21 protein-coding genes are annotated in these 19,942 nt (G+C 68.6%); all 21 read left to right on the top strand.

Annotated features, from left to right (window positions below):
- Window positions 1–52 precede the first annotated feature (52 nt).
- The gene (locus DEJ20_RS17060) at window positions 53–1,396 is read left to right on the top strand and encodes a carboxypeptidase-like regulatory domain-containing protein (protein ID WP_111234629.1); all 1,344 of its coding nucleotides are present in this window, start codon (window positions 53–55) and stop codon (window positions 1,394–1,396) included.
- Window positions 1,396–2,049 carry a PilW family protein gene (locus DEJ20_RS17055; protein WP_111234630.1) on the top strand — a complete coding sequence of 218 codons (654 nt, stop codon included), beginning with the start codon at window positions 1,396–1,398 and terminating at the stop codon, window positions 2,047–2,049. Before DEJ20_RS17060 ends, DEJ20_RS17055 begins: the two co-directional genes overlap by 1 nt.
- Complete coding sequence (locus tag DEJ20_RS17050) at window positions 2,046–3,914, top strand: hypothetical protein (RefSeq protein ID WP_111092220.1); 1,869 nt, start codon at window positions 2,046–2,048, stop codon at window positions 3,912–3,914. The genes DEJ20_RS17055 and DEJ20_RS17050 overlap by 4 nt, the downstream gene beginning before the upstream one ends.
- Window positions 3,911–4,774 (top strand): prepilin peptidase, encoded by an 864-nt coding sequence (locus tag DEJ20_RS17045; RefSeq protein WP_502866588.1) that lies wholly within the window; start codon window positions 3,911–3,913, stop codon window positions 4,772–4,774. Before DEJ20_RS17050 ends, DEJ20_RS17045 begins: the two co-directional genes overlap by 4 nt.
- Window positions 4,775–4,833: 59 nt before the next feature.
- Window positions 4,834–5,886: a type IV pilus assembly protein PilM gene (gene pilM, locus DEJ20_RS17040; protein ID WP_110893921.1), complete on the top strand. Its 1,053-nt coding sequence runs from the start codon at window positions 4,834–4,836 to the stop codon at window positions 5,884–5,886.
- Window positions 5,883–6,659, top strand: coding sequence for a PilN family protein (locus DEJ20_RS17035; protein WP_111038485.1), 777 nt, complete (start codon window positions 5,883–5,885; stop codon window positions 6,657–6,659). The genes pilM and DEJ20_RS17035 overlap by 4 nt, the downstream gene beginning before the upstream one ends.
- A gap of 1 nt (window position 6,660) precedes the next feature.
- Window positions 6,661–7,383 (top strand): hypothetical protein, encoded by a 723-nt coding sequence (locus DEJ20_RS17030; protein ID WP_111234631.1) that lies wholly within the window; start codon window positions 6,661–6,663, stop codon window positions 7,381–7,383.
- Window positions 7,384–7,544: 161 nt separating this feature from the next.
- Entirely contained in the window at window positions 7,545–8,159 is a 615-nt protein-coding gene (locus DEJ20_RS17025) for a CBU_0592 family membrane protein (protein WP_502866587.1), read from the top strand.
- A 27-nt stretch (window positions 8,160–8,186) separates the two neighbouring features.
- Window positions 8,187–8,702, top strand: a complete 516-nt coding sequence (locus tag DEJ20_RS17020; protein ID WP_111234633.1) for a DUF6121 family protein — start codon at window positions 8,187–8,189, stop codon at window positions 8,700–8,702.
- A gap of 190 nt (window positions 8,703–8,892) precedes the next feature.
- Entirely contained in the window at window positions 8,893–9,954 is a 1,062-nt protein-coding gene (locus DEJ20_RS17015; protein WP_111234634.1) for a hypothetical protein, read from the top strand.
- Window positions 9,955–10,182: 228 nt separating this feature from the next.
- Window positions 10,183–10,551 (top strand): 30S ribosomal protein S12, encoded by a 369-nt coding sequence (gene rpsL, locus DEJ20_RS17010; protein WP_017885540.1) that lies wholly within the window; start codon window positions 10,183–10,185, stop codon window positions 10,549–10,551.
- A 5-nt stretch (window positions 10,552–10,556) separates the two neighbouring features.
- Window positions 10,557–11,027 carry a 30S ribosomal protein S7 gene (gene rpsG, locus DEJ20_RS17005; RefSeq protein ID WP_017885539.1) on the top strand — a complete coding sequence of 157 codons (471 nt, stop codon included), beginning with the start codon at window positions 10,557–10,559 and terminating at the stop codon, window positions 11,025–11,027.
- A gap of 87 nt (window positions 11,028–11,114) precedes the next feature.
- A complete protein-coding gene (gene fusA / locus DEJ20_RS17000; protein WP_111234635.1) occupies window positions 11,115–13,229 on the top strand; it encodes an elongation factor G in 2,115 nt (704 codons plus the stop codon).
- 147 nt (window positions 13,230–13,376) lie between these two features.
- Window positions 13,377–14,564 (top strand): elongation factor Tu, encoded by a 1,188-nt coding sequence (gene tuf, locus DEJ20_RS16995; RefSeq protein WP_071259759.1) that lies wholly within the window; start codon window positions 13,377–13,379, stop codon window positions 14,562–14,564.
- Between the two features lie 173 nt (window positions 14,565–14,737).
- On the top strand, window positions 14,738–15,715 hold the full coding sequence (locus DEJ20_RS16990; RefSeq protein ID WP_111234636.1) for a DNA topoisomerase IB: 978 nt from the start codon (window positions 14,738–14,740) through the stop codon (window positions 15,713–15,715).
- 80 nt (window positions 15,716–15,795) lie between these two features.
- Complete coding sequence (locus DEJ20_RS16985) at window positions 15,796–16,623, top strand: DarT ssDNA thymidine ADP-ribosyltransferase family protein (protein ID WP_111234637.1); 828 nt, start codon at window positions 15,796–15,798, stop codon at window positions 16,621–16,623.
- A gap of 521 nt (window positions 16,624–17,144) precedes the next feature.
- Window positions 17,145–17,453 (top strand): 30S ribosomal protein S10, encoded by a 309-nt coding sequence (rpsJ, locus tag DEJ20_RS16980; RefSeq protein ID WP_017885534.1) that lies wholly within the window; start codon window positions 17,145–17,147, stop codon window positions 17,451–17,453.
- Window positions 17,454–17,465: 12 nt separating this feature from the next.
- Window positions 17,466–18,122 (top strand): 50S ribosomal protein L3, encoded by a 657-nt coding sequence (rplC, locus tag DEJ20_RS16975; RefSeq protein WP_111234638.1) that lies wholly within the window; start codon window positions 17,466–17,468, stop codon window positions 18,120–18,122.
- Window positions 18,123–18,124: 2 nt separating this feature from the next.
- Window positions 18,125–18,784 carry a 50S ribosomal protein L4 gene (gene rplD / locus DEJ20_RS16970; RefSeq protein WP_027466730.1) on the top strand — a complete coding sequence of 220 codons (660 nt, stop codon included), beginning with the start codon at window positions 18,125–18,127 and terminating at the stop codon, window positions 18,782–18,784.
- Entirely contained in the window at window positions 18,781–19,080 is a 300-nt protein-coding gene (gene rplW / locus DEJ20_RS16965) for a 50S ribosomal protein L23 (RefSeq protein ID WP_027466729.1), read from the top strand. Before rplD ends, rplW begins: the two co-directional genes overlap by 4 nt.
- An 18-nt stretch (window positions 19,081–19,098) precedes the next feature.
- Entirely contained in the window at window positions 19,099–19,938 is an 840-nt protein-coding gene (rplB, locus tag DEJ20_RS16960; RefSeq protein WP_027466728.1) for a 50S ribosomal protein L2, read from the top strand.
- Window positions 19,939–19,942 lie beyond the last annotated feature (4 nt).

The raw sequence follows: 19,942 nt of genomic DNA, 5'->3' as shown, positions 1-19,942 counted from the left end.
GGCCGGCGCCCACACGAGCATCGGAACGACCACTCCATCCAGAAGGGACGCCATGATCTCGCGCATCGCCGAGCGACTGCGTTCCGCACGTGAGAGCGAGGACGGCTTCACGATCATCGAGGTGATGGTCGCGATGACGATCTTCGCCCTGATCGCCGCCGGGATCGCCGCGGGCATCGCCGCCTCACTGGTGCTGTCGAAGGACACCCGTGCGCGCGAGGTCGCATCGACGATCGCGATGGAGGACATCGACGACCTCCGGGACACCCCGAGCATCTTCAACGTGAAGAGCGGCACCGCCACCAAGCAGGTCGGCAACCAGGTCTTCGACCTGACCCGCAAGGTGTCGTGGACCCGGTCATCCGGCGCGGCCACCGCCTGCGGCACGGGCGACGGCAGCCTGTCGTACAAGGCCGTGACGGTCACGGTGCGGTGGAAGACCAGTGCTGCAGCGTCCGGGACCCAGCAGGTCGAGATGTCGAGCGCCATCGCTCCACTCACGAACATCAACTCGGACACCACGGGTTCGATCCTCGTCGGCGTGACGAACGCGAACGGGATCGGCGTCTCCGGGATCGTGCCGACCGTGAGCGGTGGCCCCGCCGGGGTCACGTTCCCGGCGACGGACGCGGAGGGCTGCACCTACGTGGCCGGCGTCGCGCCCGGGACCTACAAGGTGTCGGTCGCCCGCACCGGGTACATCGACTCGACCCAACAGACGAGTCCGTCGTCGCAGTCGGTGACGGTGTCGGTCGGGAGCTCCGGTGCTGCCGCCTTCACCTTCGACAAGGTGACGACCTACTCGTTCAAGTACGTGACCTCGCCGGCATCGTCCGCGATCCTGCCGACGAACCTGCCCTTGTCGATCACCAACGGGACGTCGGGCACGACCGTATTGAACCCCGCCCCGACGAGCGCGGCCCTGTTCCCGTTCCCCATGGGATACCAGGCGGTGGCCGGTCTGTACTCCGCAGACGTGTCGTCCGACGCCGCAGCGACCTGCCTGGGCCCGGAACCAGGTGCCTGGACGACCGCCAACAAGGCCGGCAAGAAGGGGACGGCGACGGAGTTCAAGGACGCGACCGGGCCGATCCCGATCAGAATGGGCGCGATCACGCTCGCCAAGCCGGACAAGGCGCTCTTCATCACCGCGAAGACCACGACGGCCGTGAACGGCGATCCCGGCTGCGCGAAGGGGATGACCCTGAGCTTCCCGAAGCCGACGTCCGACAGCATGACGATCGCCCTGCCGTGGGGAACCTGGAAGCTGTTCACGGGCGGCACCGCGGGCGCGGCGACGACGCCGCTCACGCTCACCGCCACCAACACCGCGATGGTCAGCAACGGTGCCGTCACCGATGGCGTCGTCCTCGTCGACCCGAGGCCGGCCAGCTGATGCGCGCGCTCCTCCGTCGTCTGCGTGGCGATCAACGCGGGATCACGCTCGTGGAGCTCCTCGTCGCCATGCTCGTGACGTCGCTGCTGCTCACCCTGGTCGGGAGCTTCTTCGTGTCGATCTCGAAGGCGCAGCGCACGGTGTCCTCGGTCAACGACAGCACCCGACAGGGCACCACGTCGATGACGCAGCTCAGTCGGTACCTGCGTGAGGCATCCCGTTGGCAGGTGAGCAAGACGGTCAGCGCGCCCGCGTTCGTTAGCGCCACTGGCCGGAGCGTGCAGTTCTACTCGGGTGTCGACCTGTCGAGCGCGCGGGCCGGGCTCACCAAGGTGACGGTCGACGTCGTGTCGAACCGGCTGCGCATGCAGCTGCAGCGAGGCGACTGCCCGACCGGCGGGTATTGCACGTTCACCGGCGCCACCCGGACGCTGTGGCTCGCCGACGTGGTCCGTGCCGGCACGCTCTTCTCGTACATCGACGCGGACAACGGTCCCGTGTCCGCGCCGGCGAACGCCACCTACGACACGATCCGTTCGGTCCGCGTGGCGCTGACGGTGGGGTCGACGGACGGCGTGACCACCAACGACAGCACGTTCCAGGCCACCATCAACCTGCGCAACCTCGACTACGGCGCAGCCACGGAGTCATGATGCTCATCCGGATCCTCCGAGGCCTGCGTGCCCGAGACGACGAACGCGGGGTCGCCCTCGCGGCCGTCATCGGGATCGGTGCGGTGCTCATGATCGTGCTGTCCCTCGTCGTCGCCACCGCGACGAGCGGTGCGACGAAGGCGACGACCGACACGAACTACAACAAGGCGATCGCGGCCGCGTACGCGGGTCTCTCCGACTACCAGGGCCGCCTCGCAGCCGACAACGCCTACGTCAAGTACGGCGTGCGCACCGCGTTCTCGTCGACGAGCACGTACACGGCAGATCCGGCCAACAAGGCCTTCGGCACCGCGAAGGACGGCTCGTGGGCGAACGTGGTCGGGAGCACCGACCAGTCCTACCGGTACGAGGTCGACAACTCCGACTACTCGACGACCGGCAAGGTCCGCCTGCGCGTGACGGGGAAAGCCGGTGCCACGACGAGGACCATCGTCGTGGACCTCCGCGGTGACGGCTTCGTCAACTACCTGTACTTCACGAACTACGAGTCCCAGGACCCGAGCCTGACGAACGCCGGCTGCGTCTCGAACCACCGCAACGACGACGACTGGAGCTCCAGCAGCAGCTGTGAAGCCGTCACGTTCGCCAGCGGTGACGTCCTCGACGGGCCGGTCCGGTCGAACGACGTCATCACCGCCTGCGGAGCGACGTTCAACTCGAGCGTGCAGGACACGGGGCCCGCCGACTTCTTCTACACGAGCAAGGCGACGACCATCGACTCCGCCTGCCGCTCGTCCACGAAGTTCATCGGCGGGAAGATCAAGAACGTCGGGACGCTCCCCATGCCGAGCACCAACGCGAACATGAAGCAGGAGGCACGGACCGACATCCCCGAGAAGGTGGCGAAGCCCGGGTGCCTGTACACCGGTCCGACGTCCATCACGTTCCTCGCCGGGGGCAAGATGCGCGTGGTCTCACCGTGGACCATCTCCACACAGGTCAAGGGCAACGCCACGGGCAGCGCCATCGCGCCGGGTCCGGGGAACGACGCCCTGTGCGGCTCGGTCGCTGCCCTCCGGGGAACCGGTGCCGTCATCCCCACGCTGCCCGCGAACTTGGTCTACGTGCAGAGCGTGCCGTCGACGGTCGGTGACCCGAACTACTGGGCGTCCAGCGCAACACCGTCCGGCACGGTCAACGGGACCGTGAACGCGGGTTCGCCGGTCTACTGCCAGCAGACGGTCAAGTCGGGGAACTCGACGAGTTCGGACTACGGCAACGGCTTGGGGTACCCGCTCAACGGCGAGTTCACCGGAACGCGCGGGGATGCCGGGTACTACGGGTGCCGCAGCGGTGATGCCTTCGTGTCCGGGTCCTTCGGCGGACAGATGACCCTCGCCGCGGAGAACTTCCTGTACGTGACCGGGAACATCGTCTACCAGAACGGCCGGACCTCCGACGACATGCTCGGGCTCGTCGGGCAGAAGGCGGTCTCCGTCTACAACCCCGTGTCGTGCTCCAGCTACTCCGGCTGGTCGAACACGGTGTGCAACACGGGCAGCAGCTCCTACTCGACGAACACGGCGCCGACCAAGAACATCGAGATCGACGCGGCCATCGCCAGCAACCTCGGCACGTTCAACGTCCAGAACAGCCAGTACGGGTCCAACCTCGGCATCCTCACGATCTACGGATCGATCGCCCAGCAGTTCCGCGGCTCGGTCCGCACCTCGTACGGCAACGGCCTGCTGACGGGGTACGCGAAGGCGTACTCGTACGACAGCAGACTCAAGTCCTCGGCCCCGCCCAAGTTCCTGCAGCCGGTCTCGACCACGTACGGCGTGACGACCGAGACCGAGTCGGCCACGGCCTTCCGCGCCGACGGCACTCCGACGGGGAAGTGACCGTGGCTTCCTTCGCCGGTGTGGCACCCCTCGTCGCCGCGCTGGTCGGCGTGCTCGGTCTCGCGATCGGGTCGTTCCTGAACGTCGTCGTGTACCGGGTGCCCGCGGGCATGTCCGTCGTCGCGCCGGCCAGCTCGTGCCCCGGATGCGGTCATGCGATCCGAGGTCGCGACAACGTGCCCGTGGTCTCCTGGCTCGTCCTGCGCGCCCGGTGCCGTGACTGCGGCGCGCCCATCTCGGCCCGGTACCCGCTCGTCGAAGCCGCCACGGGCCTCCTGTTCGTCGCGGTGACGCTGCTCTCGGTACTCGCACCGTGGTCGCCGCTGGTGGCACCGGACGGCGTCTCCGGATCGATCCACGCAGCGGTCCTGCTCGTTGCGCTCCTGTACCTGATGGCGATCAGCATCTCGTTGACGCTCATCGACCTCGACACCCACACGTTGCCGAACCGGATCGTGCTCCCGGCCTACATCGTGCTGCCCGTGCTCCTGCTGGCTGCGTCAGCGGCGTCCGGGGACTGGGGCGCCGCGCTCCGGGGGCTCATCGGCCTGGTCGTCCTCGGCGGCGTCTACCTCGTGCTCGCGCTGGCGGTGCCCGGCGGGATGGGGCTCGGCGACGTGAAGCTCGCCGGCGTGCTCGGCCTCGTGCTGGCGTACCTCGGATGGGGACCCCTCGCAGTGGGTTCTTTCGCGGCGTTCCTGCTCGGAGGTACCTTCGCAGTCGTCCTCCTGGTCGTGCGCCGGGCGGGCCGTCGCAGCGGGATCCCGTTCGGCCCCTGGATGCTCGCGGGTGCCTGGCTCGGCATCGCCGTCGGTGCCCCCGCATGGGACGGCTACCTGCGCCTCCTCGGACTCGCCTGACGCCTCGTCGCGCGCTGACTCACCAGACCGACCCGAAGACGGTCACGGAAGGACCACCCATGTCGAAGAGCATCGTGGGCGTCGACATCGGCGCCGCCGCGATCCGTGCTGTCGAGGTCCAGGACGCCGACAAGCCGAGACCGACGATCCTGCGGTTCGCCGAGGTGCCCGTGCCCCCGGGCGCGACGAAGCAGGGGGAGGTGCTCGAGCCGAACACCGTCGCGGGTGCGCTCCGACAGCTCTGGTCGCTCGGGCGCTTCCGCTCGAAGGACGTCGTGCTCGGCATGGGCAACCAGCGCGTGCTGTCGCGCGACCTGACGGTCCCGAAGGCCCCCATCGCGCAGATCCGTGAATCGTTGCCCTTCCAGGTGCAGGACATGCTCCCGGTGCCCGTGGGCGACGCCATCCTCGACTTCTACCCGACCAGCGAGGAGACGGGGGAGAACGGCCCCACAGTGAGCGGTCTCCTCGTCGCCGCCGTGAAGGACGCCGTGCTCGCCAACGTCCGCGCGGTCCAGAATGCCGGGCTCAAGCCGGTCGGTGTCGACCTCATCCCGTTCGCCCTGGCACGTGTCCTCGCGCCAGCGAACCGGTCGGGCACCGTCGCCATCGTGGAGTGCGGCGGCAACACGACGACCGTCGTCATCGTCACCGACGGCGTCCCGAAGTTCGTCCGCATCGTGCCGACCGGCGGCGACGACATCACGCGGCTCCTCGCCGGTCGGCTGACCATCGACGAGGGCGCGGCCGAAGCCGTCAAGCGTCACCTGGGCATGGATCCGGAGCGGGCGCGGACCGGCGACGACGCGCTCGCGGTCGCGGCGGTCCGCGAGACGATGGGCGAACTGCTCTCGAGCCTCCGCAACACCGTCAACTACTTCGTCAACACCCACCCTGCCGAGCCCGTCGGCGAGATCCTGCTCTGCGGCGCTGCAGCTGCGCTCCCCGGTTTCGCCGCAGCGCTCTCGGAGTTCACCCGGACGCCCGTCCGGTTCGGGGCGCCGTTCGCGAACGTCGCGCTCGCGAAGTCCATCCGGGTCGAGGACCTGCACGCGCACGGCGCATCGATCGCCGTGGCATGGGGACTCGCCGCGGGAGGGAAGGCAGCATGAGCCAGTCGACCAAGTCGAAGCCCTCGCGTTCTGGACGGAGCCGCCGTCGAGGAGCAGCGCCCGACCCGGCCCTGCGTGTCGCCGCCGAGACCGCGGAGCGCGTCAAACGTCAGCGTCGGACCACCCCCAGCGAGATCGTCGTCGGGGGCCGCCCCAGTGTCGACCTGCTGCCCACCGAGGTCCTCGCCGACCGACGCAGCAGCCGTGTCGTCCGTCGGATGTGGGCGGGCGTCGTCCTCGTGGCGATCGTGGTCGGGATCGCGACCGCCGGAGCCAGTCTCCTGTCCAGCCAGGCCCACGACGACCTGACCCACGCGCAGGACGAGACCCTGTCGCTCCTGCAGCAGCAGGCGAACTACCGCGAGGTCCGGGACACGGAGGCCGGTACCGCGCTGCGTGAAGCCGCGCAGTCGGTCGGCGGGGCCACGGAGATCGCCTGGCAGCCGTACCTCGCTTCGCTGAAGGCATCGCTCCCGGCGGGAGTCGAGATCACCGGCGTCGCGATCGACTCGGCCACGCCGCTGGAGACCTACGCGCAGGCTGACACCCCGCTCCAGGGGCAGCGTGTCGCGACCCTGACCATCGACGCGCAGAGCCCGACGCTGCCGTCCGTTCCGTCGTGGCTCGATGCCGTCAAGGGACTCAAGGGCTTCGTCGACGCGACCGCGAACTCGGTCACGCTCGACCCGACGACCGGCACGTACACGGTGAACATGACGATCCACGTCGACCAGGCCGCCTTCGACGGCAAGTACCAGGACAAGGGCGAGTGAGATGACCCGCAACCGACTCAACATGCTCCTCGCCGTCGTGGCGATGGTCGTGGTGGCACTCGCGGGGTTCTTCCTCGGCGTGCAGCCACATCTCGCACAGGCCGCGAGCGACCGTACCGACCAGGTGTCGGTGGACGCGACGAACCGGACGACGGCGGCGGAACTCGCCCGGCTCAAGGACCGTGCGAAGTCCCTGCCGGCGATGAAGGCGGAACTCGCGGAGCTCACCACCTCGGTGCCGTCGAGTGCGAACATGTCCTCCTTCTACGGCGCTGTCGACAGCGTCGCGGCCCGTGCGGGTGTGAAGGTGTCCGCGATCACGACGTCGGACGCTGTGGCGTACACCGCCCCCGTCGCAGCCTCGACTGCCGCGGGCACCGAGGACTCGTCGGCCTCCGCGACGGACGAGGCGACGGACGAGGCGACGCCCGAGCCGACCGCGGCATCCACCGGCGCCGCGACGGCGCCGGTGACCGACCCGGCGATCTCGGCCGCGAACTTCTCGGCCATCCCCGTCTCCGTGTCGGTCGACGGGTCGTTCGACCAGGCCCTGTCCTTCGTCGGGGGCATGCAGGACGGCGCTCGACTCTTCCTGGTCACCACGGTGTCGTCCTCCATCTCGCAGGACTCGACCGACCCGGCCGCGGCGGCTGCGACGACGTGGACGTTCGGTGGCTACGTGTACGTCCTGACCGCCGACTCGGACACGGCCGCGAAGGGCTGACCCGACCCCCGCGGACTGGGGTCGGCCGCGCCACGCCGACCCCACTTCCGCGACACCCGTCGTTGTGATTACGATGCACCAGACGCCGTGATCACGGCTGCTCATCCCTTCTCGAACGGTCGGCTCGAACCGGCCGTTCCTCGTCGTGCCCGGAGTCGCGCGTGTTGGTCGGAATCGTGGAATTCCTGGGTTGGTTCGGTGCTGTAACCGTTTTAGCTGGTTACATCTTGTTCTCCACCGGCAAGATCCCGAACGGCCCGCTCTACCAGCTGTTCAACCTGGTCGGCGGCCTTGCGGTGGCGATCAACGTCGCCGCGCACCACGCCGTCCCCTCGACGATCGTCAACGGGATCTGGGCGATCGTCGCCGTCGTGGTCCTGGTGAAGATGGGCCGAGCGCGTCGCGCGGCGAAGCGCAACGGATCCGTGTCCACCGAGCCGCCGGTCCTGCACGCTGAACCGGCCGCGACCACCGGGGTCCTGCCGGTCATCGGCCCGGCGCTGCGTGACCACGAGCCGGAGGACACCCCCGAGGCGGACGCCGCCACGGGCCTCCAGTCCGACGACCCGACGGACGCGACGGACGCGACGGACGAGACGATGCCGGATGCCGCACCCGCCGCGGTGCCGGAGGCGCCGGCCCCCATGACGGAGACCGTCCCGATCATCACGGCGACGATCGCGCTCGCCCTGGTCGCCGCAGCGCAGGAGCAGTCCGACCGGGCGGACCGTCGCGAGCACGCGGACGACACGGACCACGCCGAACCCGCTCACTGACCAGCCGGTCGGCGATACGATCGGCGCATGTCCCGGTGGTTGATCGCGACGATGACGTCCGTCCTCTTCATCGCGCTCGTGATCGCCGTCACGGGCTTCGAAGCCCTGCTCGCCGACGTCGAGGTCATCTCGCAGCCCGACGCCACCCCGTACCTCGGGCCCGCGATGGTGGTCGGTGGCGCGGTGGTGGTCTTCCTCGCGACCGCGGCCGGCGTGCGCGACGGCAACCCGGGGGTCACCGCGCTGGTGGCCGCGGCGACGGTCTACCTGGTCATGCTCGGCGTCGGAGCCGTGGGCTACGCGCTCGTCCGTTCGGACGCGACGGAGCTCCTCGTCTTCCCCGCGGACTACGCCCTCGGGCCGTTCGTGGTCGGGTCCGTCGTGGTGGCGCTCCTGTCGGTGCTCGGCGGGATCACCATGGCCCGGCACCAGGCACGGACCGGCGGCGGCTCGGGCGAGGCCGGGACGGCGCGTCCGGACGGGCCGGACGAGCGCTCCGGGCCCGACCGGACGCACGCGGGCGAGGAACCCGCCGGACGGTAGTGTTCGCAGGGCACGACGCACACGCAACGGGGGAACGATGAGCGACCAGCACGCGCAGGATCCGGACCAGCAGGGCGGCTGGGGCGCCGTACCGCCGGTGGCCTCGATCCGTGGAACCGACGGAACGTCCGGGGCAGCGGCCCAGGGATTCGGTCCAGGTCCCGGCGCAGGAGCCCCCGGATTCCCCGGGATGCCCGGGGTGCCCGCTCCGGTGCCCCAGCGTCCTCGCCGGAAGCTCCGCCGCGGTCAGCTCATCGGCATCATCTCGGGCGGCACTGCGGTCGTCCTGCTGCTCGTCGCCGGTGTCGTCGGGTACTCGGTCGGTTCCTCCTCGCACTCGGCGGACCGCCCGGTGCGGGCGTTCCTCGACGACCTGACGGCCGGACGCGTGGCCGACGCCCTCGACGACGCGGGCATCGAACGCGAGAAGACCGACGTGCTGCTCGGTGAAGCCGCCTACGCGAAGGCATCGGACAAGGTCACCGGCTACCGTGTCGCCGCGACGCGCACGGACGGTGACACCGCAACGGTCCGCGCGTACCTGCGCCAGGGCGGGCAGGACGTCGCTGCGACCTTCACGCTGGACAAGACCGGGACGGACTGGGGTGTGTTCCCGATCTGGGAGCTGCAGGCCCCCGAGCTCGGGTCGGTCGCCGTCGCCGTGCGGGGGCCGTCCGGTGCGGCGGTCACCGTCGCCGGCCGGAACGTGGAGACCGCGAAGGACGGCACGGTGAGCCTCCGTGCGCTGCCCGGCACGTACGACGTCGCCTTCGACGGCGGCAAATGGACCACGGCGAGTGGGGGATCGGCGAGCGTCAGCGGGTTCGGGCGGTCGACCTCGACCCCGGTGCAGATGACCACCACCCTGACCACCGCCGGGCAGCAGGCTGCCAAGCGGGCGGTGGACGACTGGGTGGACGGCTGCATCGCCTCCCCGGATGCCGCTCCCGCCGGGTGCAGCTTCTACGCGTACGGGCAGAACCCCGCGTACACGTACTCGAACCAGAAGTGGACGCTCGAGACGCGGCCGACGGTCCGGGTCGGCAGCTGGACGACGAACGGCTGGTTGATCACGACGACGACGCCCGGCCGGGCGAAGTACACGGCCGACATCTCGGGCGCGGCCGGCACCGGGACGGCCTCGGCGGGGCCGCTCAACGTGAACGCGAGCGGGTACGTCACGGGCTTCTCGAGCGACGGTGCCACGTTCCGCTCGGCGGTGGGCAACGGGTCCTCCGACACCGGCTCTTGACGGTGTCGGTTCCCGGGGTGACCCGGATTGATTTCGTCCCGTCACGCGGGTAGTCTCTACTGGGTGTGCGCCCTCGGGCGCGCCCGAAAAGTCCGGCGAGCGGGATCGCCCAGTCGGACCACTCCGTCCCCCACTCGAACACCCGCCGTCCGGCGGTGCTCAGCGTGGGACGAGGAAGCCGGCGGAACGCGCCGGCCAGAGAGCACGAGCGAAGAACCAGGAGAACAGTTGCCTACTATTCAGCAGCTGGTTCGCAAGGGTCGTACGCCGAAGGTCACCAAGACCAAGGCGCCCGCCCTGAAGGCGAACCCCCAGCAGCGTGGTGTGTGCACCCGCGTCTACACCACCACCCCCAAGAAGCCGAACTCGGCACTGCGCAAGGTCGCTCGTGTCAAGCTCTCGAACGGCACCGAGGTCACGGCCTACATCCCCGGTGAGGGCCACAACCTCCAGGAGCACTCGATGGTGCTCGTCCGCGGCGGTCGTGTGAAGGACCTCCCGGGTGTGCGGTACAAGATCATCCGTGGCGCCCTGGACACCCAGGCAGTCAAGAACCGTAAGCAGGCTCGTAGCCGCTACGGCGCGAAGAAGGGTTGAGTTAGATGCCTCGTAAGGGTCCCGCCCCCAAGCGTCCCGTCGTCGCCGACCCGGTCTACGGTGCGCCGATCGTCAGCCAGCTCGTCAACAAGATCCTGCTCGACGGCAAGAAGGGCCTCGCCGAGCGCATCGTCTACGGTGCACTCGAGGGCGTTTCCGCCAAGAACCAGCAGGACGCCGTCGTGACGCTGAAGAAGGCGCTCGACAACGTCCGTCCGACCCTTGAGGTCCGCAGCCGCCGCGTCGGTGGCTCGACCTACCAGGTCCCGGTCGAGGTCAAGCCGCACCGCGCGAACACCCTCGCGCTCCGTTGGCTTACCTCGTACGCCAAGGCCCGTCGCGAGAAGACGATGACCGAGCGTCTCATGAACGAGATCCTCGACGCGTCGAACGGTCTCGGTGCCGCGGTCAAGCGCCGCGAGGACACGCACAAGATGGCCGAGTCGAACAAGGCCTTCGCCCACTACCGCTGGTAGTCCCGGCACCGTCTGGGCGCCGGTGGTCAAGAACTCCGGCGCCCAAACGGCCGCCAACCTCTCCTACAACTCTTCCGGAGGAACCCTGTGGCACAGGACGTGCTCACCGACCTGAACAAGGTCCGCAACATCGGCATCATGGCGCACATCGATGCCGGCAAGACCACGACGACCGAGCGCATCCTGTTCTACACGGGCATCACGCACAAGATCGGTGAGGTCCACGACGGCGCTGCCACGATGGACTGGATGGCGCAGGAGCAGGAGCGCGGCATCACGATCACGTCGGCCGCGACGACCTGCTTCTGGGACAACAACCAGATCAACATCATCGACACCCCCGGTCACGTGGACTTCACGGTCGAGGTGGAGCGCTCGCTCCGCGTCCTCGACGGTGCGGTCGCCGTCTTCGACGGCAAGGAGGGCGTCGAGCCCCAGTCCGAGACCGTCTGGCGTCAGGCCGACAAGTACGACGTCCCGCGCATCTGCTTCGTCAACAAGATGGACAAGCTGGGCGCCGACTTCTACTTCACGGTCGACACCATCATCAACCGCCTCGGCGCGGAGCCCCTCGTGCTCCAGCTCCCGATCGGCGCCGAGAACGACTTCGTCGGGATCGTCGACCTCATCGAGATGCACGCCAAGGTGTGGCCGGGCGATGCCAAGGGTGACGTCACCATGGGCGCCCAGTACGAGGTGCAGGAGATCCCCGCAGACCTCAAGGAGCGCGCCGAGGAGTACCGCGGCAAGCTGATCGAGCGCGTCGCCGAGACCGACGACGTCCTGCTCGAGAAGTACTTCGGCGGCGAGGAGCTGACCAAGGACGAGATCAAGGCTGCGATCCGCAAGCTGACCATCGCTTCCGAGGTCTACCCGGTCCTCTGTGGTTCGGCCTTCAAGAACCGCGGTGTCCAGCCGATGCTCGACGCCGTCATCGACTACCTCCCGTCCCCGCTCGACGTGCCGCCGATGATCGGCCACGACGTCAAGGACGAGGAGAAGGAGATCATCCGCAAGCCCGACGCGTCCGAGCCGTTCTCGGCCCTCGCGTTCAAGGTCGCGGTGCACCCCTTCTTCGGTCGTCTCACGTACGTCCGCGTGTACTCCGGCTCGATCGAGTCCGGTGCCCAGGTCATCAACTCGACCAAGGGCAAGAAGGAGCGCATCGGGAAGATCTTCCAGATGCACTCCAACAAGGAGAACCCGGTCGACAACGTGACCGCTGGCCACATCTACGCGGTCATCGGCCTCAAGGACACCACCACCGGTGACACCCTGTGCGACCCGACCAACCAGGTCGTCCTCGAGTCGATGACGTTCCCGGAGCCGGTCATCGAGGTCGCCATCGAGCCGAACACGAAGGCCGACCAGGAGAAGCTCTCCACGGCCATCCAGAAGCTCGCCGAAGAAGACCCGACGTTCCGCGTCGAGCTCAACGCCGAGACCGGTCAGACGACGATCAAGGGCATGGGCGAGCTCCACCTCGACATCCTCGTCGACCGCATGAAGCGCGAGTTCAAGGTCGAGGCGAGCGTCGGCAAGCCGCAGGTGGCCTACCGCGAGACGCTCACCAAGGTCGTCGAGCGCTACGACTACACCCACAAGAAGCAGACCGGTGGTTCCGGCCAGTTCGCGAAGGTGCAGATCGCGCTCGAGCCGATGGAGGTCACGAGCGAGAAGGTCTACGAGTTCGTCAACGCGACCTCCGGTGGCCGTGTCCCGCGCGAGTACATCCCGTCGGTCGACGCCGGTATCCAGGACGCCATGCAGGTCGGCATCCTCGCGGGCTACCCGACGGTCGGCGTGAAGGCGACCCTCAAGGACGGCGCGGCGCACGACGTCGACTCGTCCGAGATGGCGTTCAAGATCGCCGGTTCGATCGCCTACAAGGAAGCGGCTCGCAAGGCCGGTCCGGCGATCCTCGAGCCGATCATGGCCGTCGAGGTCCGTACTCCGGAGGAGTACATGGGCGACGTCATCGGTGACCTGAACTCCCGTCGTGGCCAGATCGCCTCGATGGAGGACGCCTCGGGCGTCAAGGTGGTCCGCGCGAGCGTGCCGCTGTCCGAGATGTTCGGCTACGTCGGCGACCTGCGGTCGAAGACCTCTGGTCGTGCGGTCTACTCGATGACCTTCGAGACCTACAGCCAGGTCCCGGCCAAGGTCGCCGAGGAGATCATCGCGAAGAACGCGGGGGAGTAGCGCTCAGCGCTTCTCCACAGGCGGGGGCGCCCGGCGACGGGCCCCTCGCCACCAGGTAAAGTACAGACACACACCGCGCACCAACGGTTCCGAGCCCATCCAGGGCCGGCCGGGGGTGACGCTTCCGAGTCCTGAGGAGGACCCACAGTGGCCAAGGCCAAGTTCGAGCGCACCAAGCCGCACGTCAACATCGGAACCATCGGTCACGTCGACCACGGCAAGACCACGCTCACGGCGGCGATCACCAAGGTTCTGCACGACCAGTACCCGGACCTCAACGAGGCCCGCGACTTCGCGCAGATCGACAACGCTCCCGAGGAGCGCCAGCGCGGCATCACGATCAACATCTCGCACGTCGAGTACCAGACCGAGAAGCGTCACTACGCGCACGTCGACGCCCCCGGTCACGCCGACTACGTGAAGAACATGATCACGGGTGCGGCACAGATGGACGGCGCGATCCTCGTGGTCGCCGCCACCGACGGCCCGATGCCCCAGACGCGCGAGCACGTCCTGCTCGCCCGCCAGGTCGGCGTGCCGTACATCGTCGTCGCACTGAACAAGTCCGACATGGTGGACGACGAGGAGATCCTGGAGCTCGTCGAGCTCGAGGTCCGTGAGCTCCTCGGCTCGCAGCAGTTCGACGAGGACGCCCCTGTCGTGCAGGTCTCGGCGCTCAAGGCGCTCGAGGGCGACGAGAAGTGGGTCAAGTCGGTCCAGGACCTCATGGCCCAGGTCGACGAGAACGTGCCGGACCCGGTGCGCGCAACCGACCAGCCGTTCCTGATGCCGATCGAGGACGTCTTCACGATCACCGGTCGTGGCACCGTCGTCACCGGTCGCGTCGAGCGTGGCACGCTCAACCTGAACGAGGAGGTCGAGATCGTCGGCATCCGCGCGACGCAGAAGACCACCGTCACGGGCATCGAGATGTTCCGCAAGCTGCTCGACCAGGCGGTCGCCGGTGACAACACCGGTCTGCTCATCCGTGGCCTCAAGCGCGAGGACGTGGAGCGCGGCCAGGTCGTCGTGAAGCCGGGTTCGGTCACGCCGCACACCGAGTTCCAGGCGAACGCGTACATCCTGACCAAGGACGAGGGTGGGCGTCACAACCCGTTCTACGCGAACTACCGCCCGCAGTTCTACTTCCGCACCACGGACGTCACCGGCGTCATCACGCTGCCCGAGGGCACCGAGATGGTCATGCCCGGTGACACCGTCGCCATGACGGTCGAGCTGATCCAGCCGATCGCCATGGAAGAGGGCCTCCGTTTCGCCATCCGTGAGGGTGGTCGTACGGTCGGCGCCGGTACGGTCGAGAAGATCATCAAGTAACTCTGGTTCCTTGCGACAGCGGGGTCGGGCCTTCGGGCCCGGCCCCGCTTCGTCGTCCCCGGCCGCAGACGGGCGGTACCGGGCGCCGGACGGGAGGCCCGGTGCCATGCCGGTGCCGCGCCTGCTGTCCGCCCCGTGACCCGTCCCAGGCGTCACGGAGTTGGCTCGACGATGTGACACGTCTCCGCAGATCCGCGACCTCCGGTCGCGGCTACCACCGCGTCCGTTCCGGACGCGGTTTCTCGTTCCGCGACCCCGACGGCAACACCGTGACGGACCCGGACGAGCGCCGTCGGCTCGAGGAGTTCGTGATCCCGCCGGCGTGGGACGACGTCTGGATCTCGCCGTACACGAACGGCCACATCCTGGCCACGGGCACGGACGGCGCGGGACGTCGCCAGTACATGTACCACCCGTCCTGGCGTGAACGGATGGACCGGATCAAGTACGACCGGGCGCTGGCGCTGGCGGAGTCGTTGCCGGTCGCCCGCCGCGGCGTCACCCAGGACCTCCGTCGCCCCGAGCCGGACCGCCGCCGTGCGCTGGCCGCAGCGTTCCGCATGCTCGACCAGGGGTCCGTGCGGGTCGGGTCCGAGCGGTACGCCACCGAGCACGGCAGTCGGGGCCTGTCCACGCTGCTCTGCGCCCACGCCCACGTGTCCGGCGACGACATCGAGCTCGACTTCCCCGGCAAGAGCGGGCAGGAGTGGTCGTCGTCGATCCACGACCACGACCTGGCGCGGGTGATCGCCGGCATGAAGCGTCGCGGGCCCAACGCGCGGTTGCTCTCGTTCCGCGAGCATCGCGGTGCGGAGTGGGAGCCGCTCTCCGCCGAGGACATCAACGCCTACGTGAAGGAGCGCGCGGGCGACGAGTTCACCGCGAAGGACTTCCGGACACTGCACGGCACGGTCGCGGCCGCGGTCGACCTGGCGAAGACCGGACCGCAGTCGTCCCAGGCCAAACGGAAGAAAGCCGTCTCGCACGCGGTGAAGGCCGCCAGCGACGAGCTCGGGAACACCCCGACCGTGTGCCGACAGAGCTACATCGATCCCCGCTTGCTCGACGCGTACGACCACGGCGAGACCATCGATCCGAACCGCCTGGCGTCCGCCGAGGCCGAGGTCCGGGCGCTGCTGTACCGACAATGACCCGGGGGTCGTCCGGATGACGTAGCGTTGGTCGACGTGCCGGACCACCCCCACACGGCACGGAAGGACCCACAACAGTCGTGACCGACGAGTGCATCCACGGATTCCCCACCGAGCTCTGCGACATCTGCGCACCCCGGCAGCGCGAGGCGTCGGATATCCCAGCCACCCCGGCACCCCGCCGGACCCGCATCACCACCAACCTGCGCGTCGACCCGCCGGCCTCCGGGCCCGGGACGTCGCTCCGGTCGCCGACGTCGCTCCGTTCGTCGTCCGCCGACCTGCCCGAAGCGCGAGAGTTCGCAGCGCTCCGCGCCCACCACGTCACCCACATCGACAACCTCGACGGCATCGTCGGCGCCGGCGCGATCCTGGCGTCCGACCAGGCCGAGCCGGTCGTGGACGTCAGTTCCGCCGACACCCGCGCCGCCCGCGCCGAGGCAGAGGCACCCGACGGCTCCTCGATCGCCGGTCACGTGCCGTTCACGCTGTCGCCCGACGCCACCCGCTGGGACGAGCTCCGCACGGGCGCAGACGGAGAGCGCTGGTCGGACGCCGCCCGCCGTACCCGGGCGATCGACTACGTCGTGCTCGTCGTGCCGGTCTCGGCATTCGGTGCCTCGGTGATCGTCGCCGACCAGGACGCCGACGCCGACGACGTCCGGTTCGCCGTCGGACCGGACGCCGCCACGAACCTGATCCGTCGCACCGACTTCACGGACCCGGAGATGCACGGCCTCGAGCTGCTCGCCGGCCCGAGTGTGCCGTTCACGTCGGTCGCGGTCATCGGCGTCCCGAACGACAAGGCCCGGCAGACCGTCCGCGCCGTGCTCGCCGACCACGGTGGACACGCTCCTCGAGTGGCCGTCTTCCCGCCGTGGTTCGTGCCCCCGGTGACCGCCGAGTGACGGTCTCCTGACCCGTGTCGACGCACCCTCCGGACCCCGTCCGGAGGGTGCTCCGCGTTGCGGAGCCGAGCCGGGCCTCCAGGCCGTCCGATCCGCGTGGATCCGGGCAAGTGAGCCGTCGGGACACGCCCGGCAATTCGCGACACGCCCGGGTTGCACGTGGGCCGGGGCTATGCGAGACTTGTCCGGTTCCGAATTCCCCGTGGGTGTACGCCCACAGGATCACTGCTCTGGCAGTGCACAACCCCCTTGTTCAGCAGGGCTGGGTTGGGCCGCAGGCAGCAGAACACGACTCCCCGAAGGGTGACGGACGCGGTGTACCACTGCTGCGCCCGGAGCACGAGGCAGTCGATTGCCCACGCTGGACGGCCACGGTCGCCCGCGAGGTTGACAGGTGAACAGCGGTCATCCCCAGTGGATGCGACCGGTTGGTTCAGGAAAACAGCACGGTCCGCGGGAATGCGGAACCGAGCGGCGTCAGGCGGCCAGAGGGTGCGCGGCGCAGAGAGGACAAGAGACACATGGCGGGACAGAAGATCCGCATCCGGCTCAAGTCGTACGACCACGAGGTCATCGACACGTCGGCCCGGAAGATCGTCGACACGGTGACCCGTGCCGGTGCAACCGTGGTCGGCCCGGTGCCGCTCCCCACCGAGAAGAACGTGATCGCAGTGATCCGTTCCCCTCACAAGTACAAGGACTCGCGCGAGCACTTCGAGAAGCGCACGCACAAGCGGGTCATCGACATCGTCGACCCGACGCCGAAGGCCGTGGATTCGCTCATGCGACTCGACCTGCCGGCAGACGTCAACATCGAGATCAAGCTGTAAGGGGGCTGACCAATGGCGAACTCCACCAAGACCGTCAAGGGCCTCCTCGGCAAGAAGCTCGGGATGACCCAGGTGTGGGACGAGAACAACAAGTTCATCCCCGTCACCGTGATCGAGGTCGGCCCGAACGTGGTCACCCAGATCCGCAACGCTGAGCGCGACGGCTACGAGGCGATCCAGATCGCTGCCGGTGCCATCGACCCGCGCAAGGTCAACAAGCCGGCCGCCGGCCACTTCGAGGCCGCTGGCGTGACCCCGCGTCGCACCCTCACCGAGATCCGCACCAACGACTCCGCTGAGTACACGCTCGGCCAGGAGCTCACCGTGGACGGCACGTTCACCGCGGGCCAGAAGGTCGACGTGGTCGGCACGTCCAAGGGCAAGGGCTTCGCGGGTGTCATGAAGCGCCACGGCTTCGCCGGCGTCTCCGCATCGCACGGTGCGCACCGCAACCACCGCAAGCCCGGTTCCATCGGTGCCTCGTCGACGCCGTCGCGCGTCTTCAAGGGCATGCGGATGGCCGGTCGCATGGGTGGCGAGCGTGTCACCGTCCTCAACCTCACGGTGCACGCCGTCGACGCCGAGAAGGGTCTGCTGCTCGTCAAGGGCGCCGTCCCCGGTGCTCGCGGCCGCTCCGTCTTCGTCCGCACCGCCGTGAAGGGTAAGTGATCATGGCCACCACGACCGCAACCACGATCGACGTCCTCGACGCATCGGGTGCCAAGTCCGGCACCGTCGAGCTCCCCGCAGCTCTCTTCGACGTCGAGACCAACGTCCCGCTGATCCACCAGGTCGTCACCGCGCAGCTCGCAGCGGCGCGCCAGGGCACCCACAAGACCAAGAACCGTGGCGAAGTCCGCGGTGCCGGTCGCAAGCCGTTCAAGCAGAAGGGCACCGGCCGCGCCCGTCAGGGTTCCGTCCGCGCTCCGGAGCACACCGGCGGTGGCGTCGTCCACGGACCGACCCCGCGCGACTACTCGCAGCGCACCCCGAAGAAGATGATCGCCGCTGCTCTGCTCGGCTCGCTCTCGGACCGCGCCCGCGGTGGCCGCATCTCCGCTGTGGAGGGCTTCGTCGCGGCTGAACTGCCGTCGACCAAGACCGCCCGCACGCTCCTCGAGAAGGTCGCGCCCGTCAAGAACGTGCTCGTCGTGCTCGAGACGGACGACGAGCTGACGCTCAAGTCGATCCGCAACCTGTCGAACGTCCACGCGCTCTCGTACGGCCAGCTCAACGCCTACGACGTGCTGCGCTCGGACGCCGTCGTCTTCAGCAAGAGCGCCCTCGACGCCTTCATCGCGTCGAAGACCGCGAAGGAGATCACCGCATGAGCGGCTTCAACAAGGACCCGCGCGACGTCATCATCTCGCCGGTCGTCTCGGAGAAGAGCTACGCGCTCATCGACCAGGGTAAGTACACGTTCATCGTGGACCCCCGCTCGAACAAGACCGAGATCAAGCTCGCCATCGAGAAGATCTTCGACGTCAAGGTCGCGAGCATCAACACGCTGAACCGCCCGGGCAAGACCCGTCGCACCAAGTTCGGTCTCGGCAAGCGCAAGGACACCAAGCGCGCCATCGTGACGCTCAAGTCCGGTTCGATCGACATCTTCACGGCTGTCGGCTGAGGACCAGAGGGATAAATCATGGCTATTCGTAACTACAAGCCGACGACCCCGGGTCGTCGCGGCTCGTCGGTCGCCGACTTCGCTGAGATCACCCGTTCGACTCCGGAGAAGTCACTGCTTCGTCCGCTGCCGAAGACCGGTGGTCGCAACAGCTCCGGCCGTATCACCACGCGTCACATCGGTGGTGGCCACAAGCGCCAGTACCGCGTGATCGACTTCCGTCGCTCCGACAAGGACGGCGTCGACGCCAAGGTCGCTCACATCGAGTACGACCCCAACCGCACTGCGCGCATCGCGCTCCTGCACTACGTGGACGGCACGAAGCGGTACATCATCGCGCCGAACAAGCTGAAGCAGGGCGACGTCATCGAGCAGGGCCCCGGCGCCGACATCAAGCCCGGCAACAACCTGCCGCTGCGCAACATCCCCGTGGGTACCGTCGTGCACGCCATCGAGCTCCGCCCCGGTGGCGGCGCCAAGATGGCTCGCTCCGCCGGCGCCTCGGTGCGTCTCGTCGCCAAGGACGGCCCCTACGCGCAGCTCCGTCTGCCGTCGGGTGAGGTCCGCAACGTCGACGCACGCTGCCGCGCCACCATCGGCGAGGTCGGCAACGCCGAGCAGTCGAACATCAACTGGGGCAAGGCCGGCCGCATGCGCTGGAAGGGCGTCCGCCCGACCGTCCGTGGTGTCGCCATGAACCCGGTCGACCACCCGCACGGTGGTGGTGAGGGCAAGACCTCCGGTGGTCGTCACCCGGTCAGCCCCTGGGGTCAGTCCGAGGGCCGGACGCGCAAGCCGAACAAGCCGAGCGACAAGCTCATCGTCCGTCGCCGTAACGCCGGCAAGAAGCGCAAGTAGGAGT

Source organism: Curtobacterium sp. MCSS17_005 (assembly GCF_003234225.2).
Taxonomy (GTDB): Bacteria; Actinomycetota; Actinomycetes; order Actinomycetales; family Microbacteriaceae; genus Curtobacterium; species Curtobacterium flaccumfaciens.
This window is presented reverse-complemented; position numbering and strand designations above follow the sequence as displayed.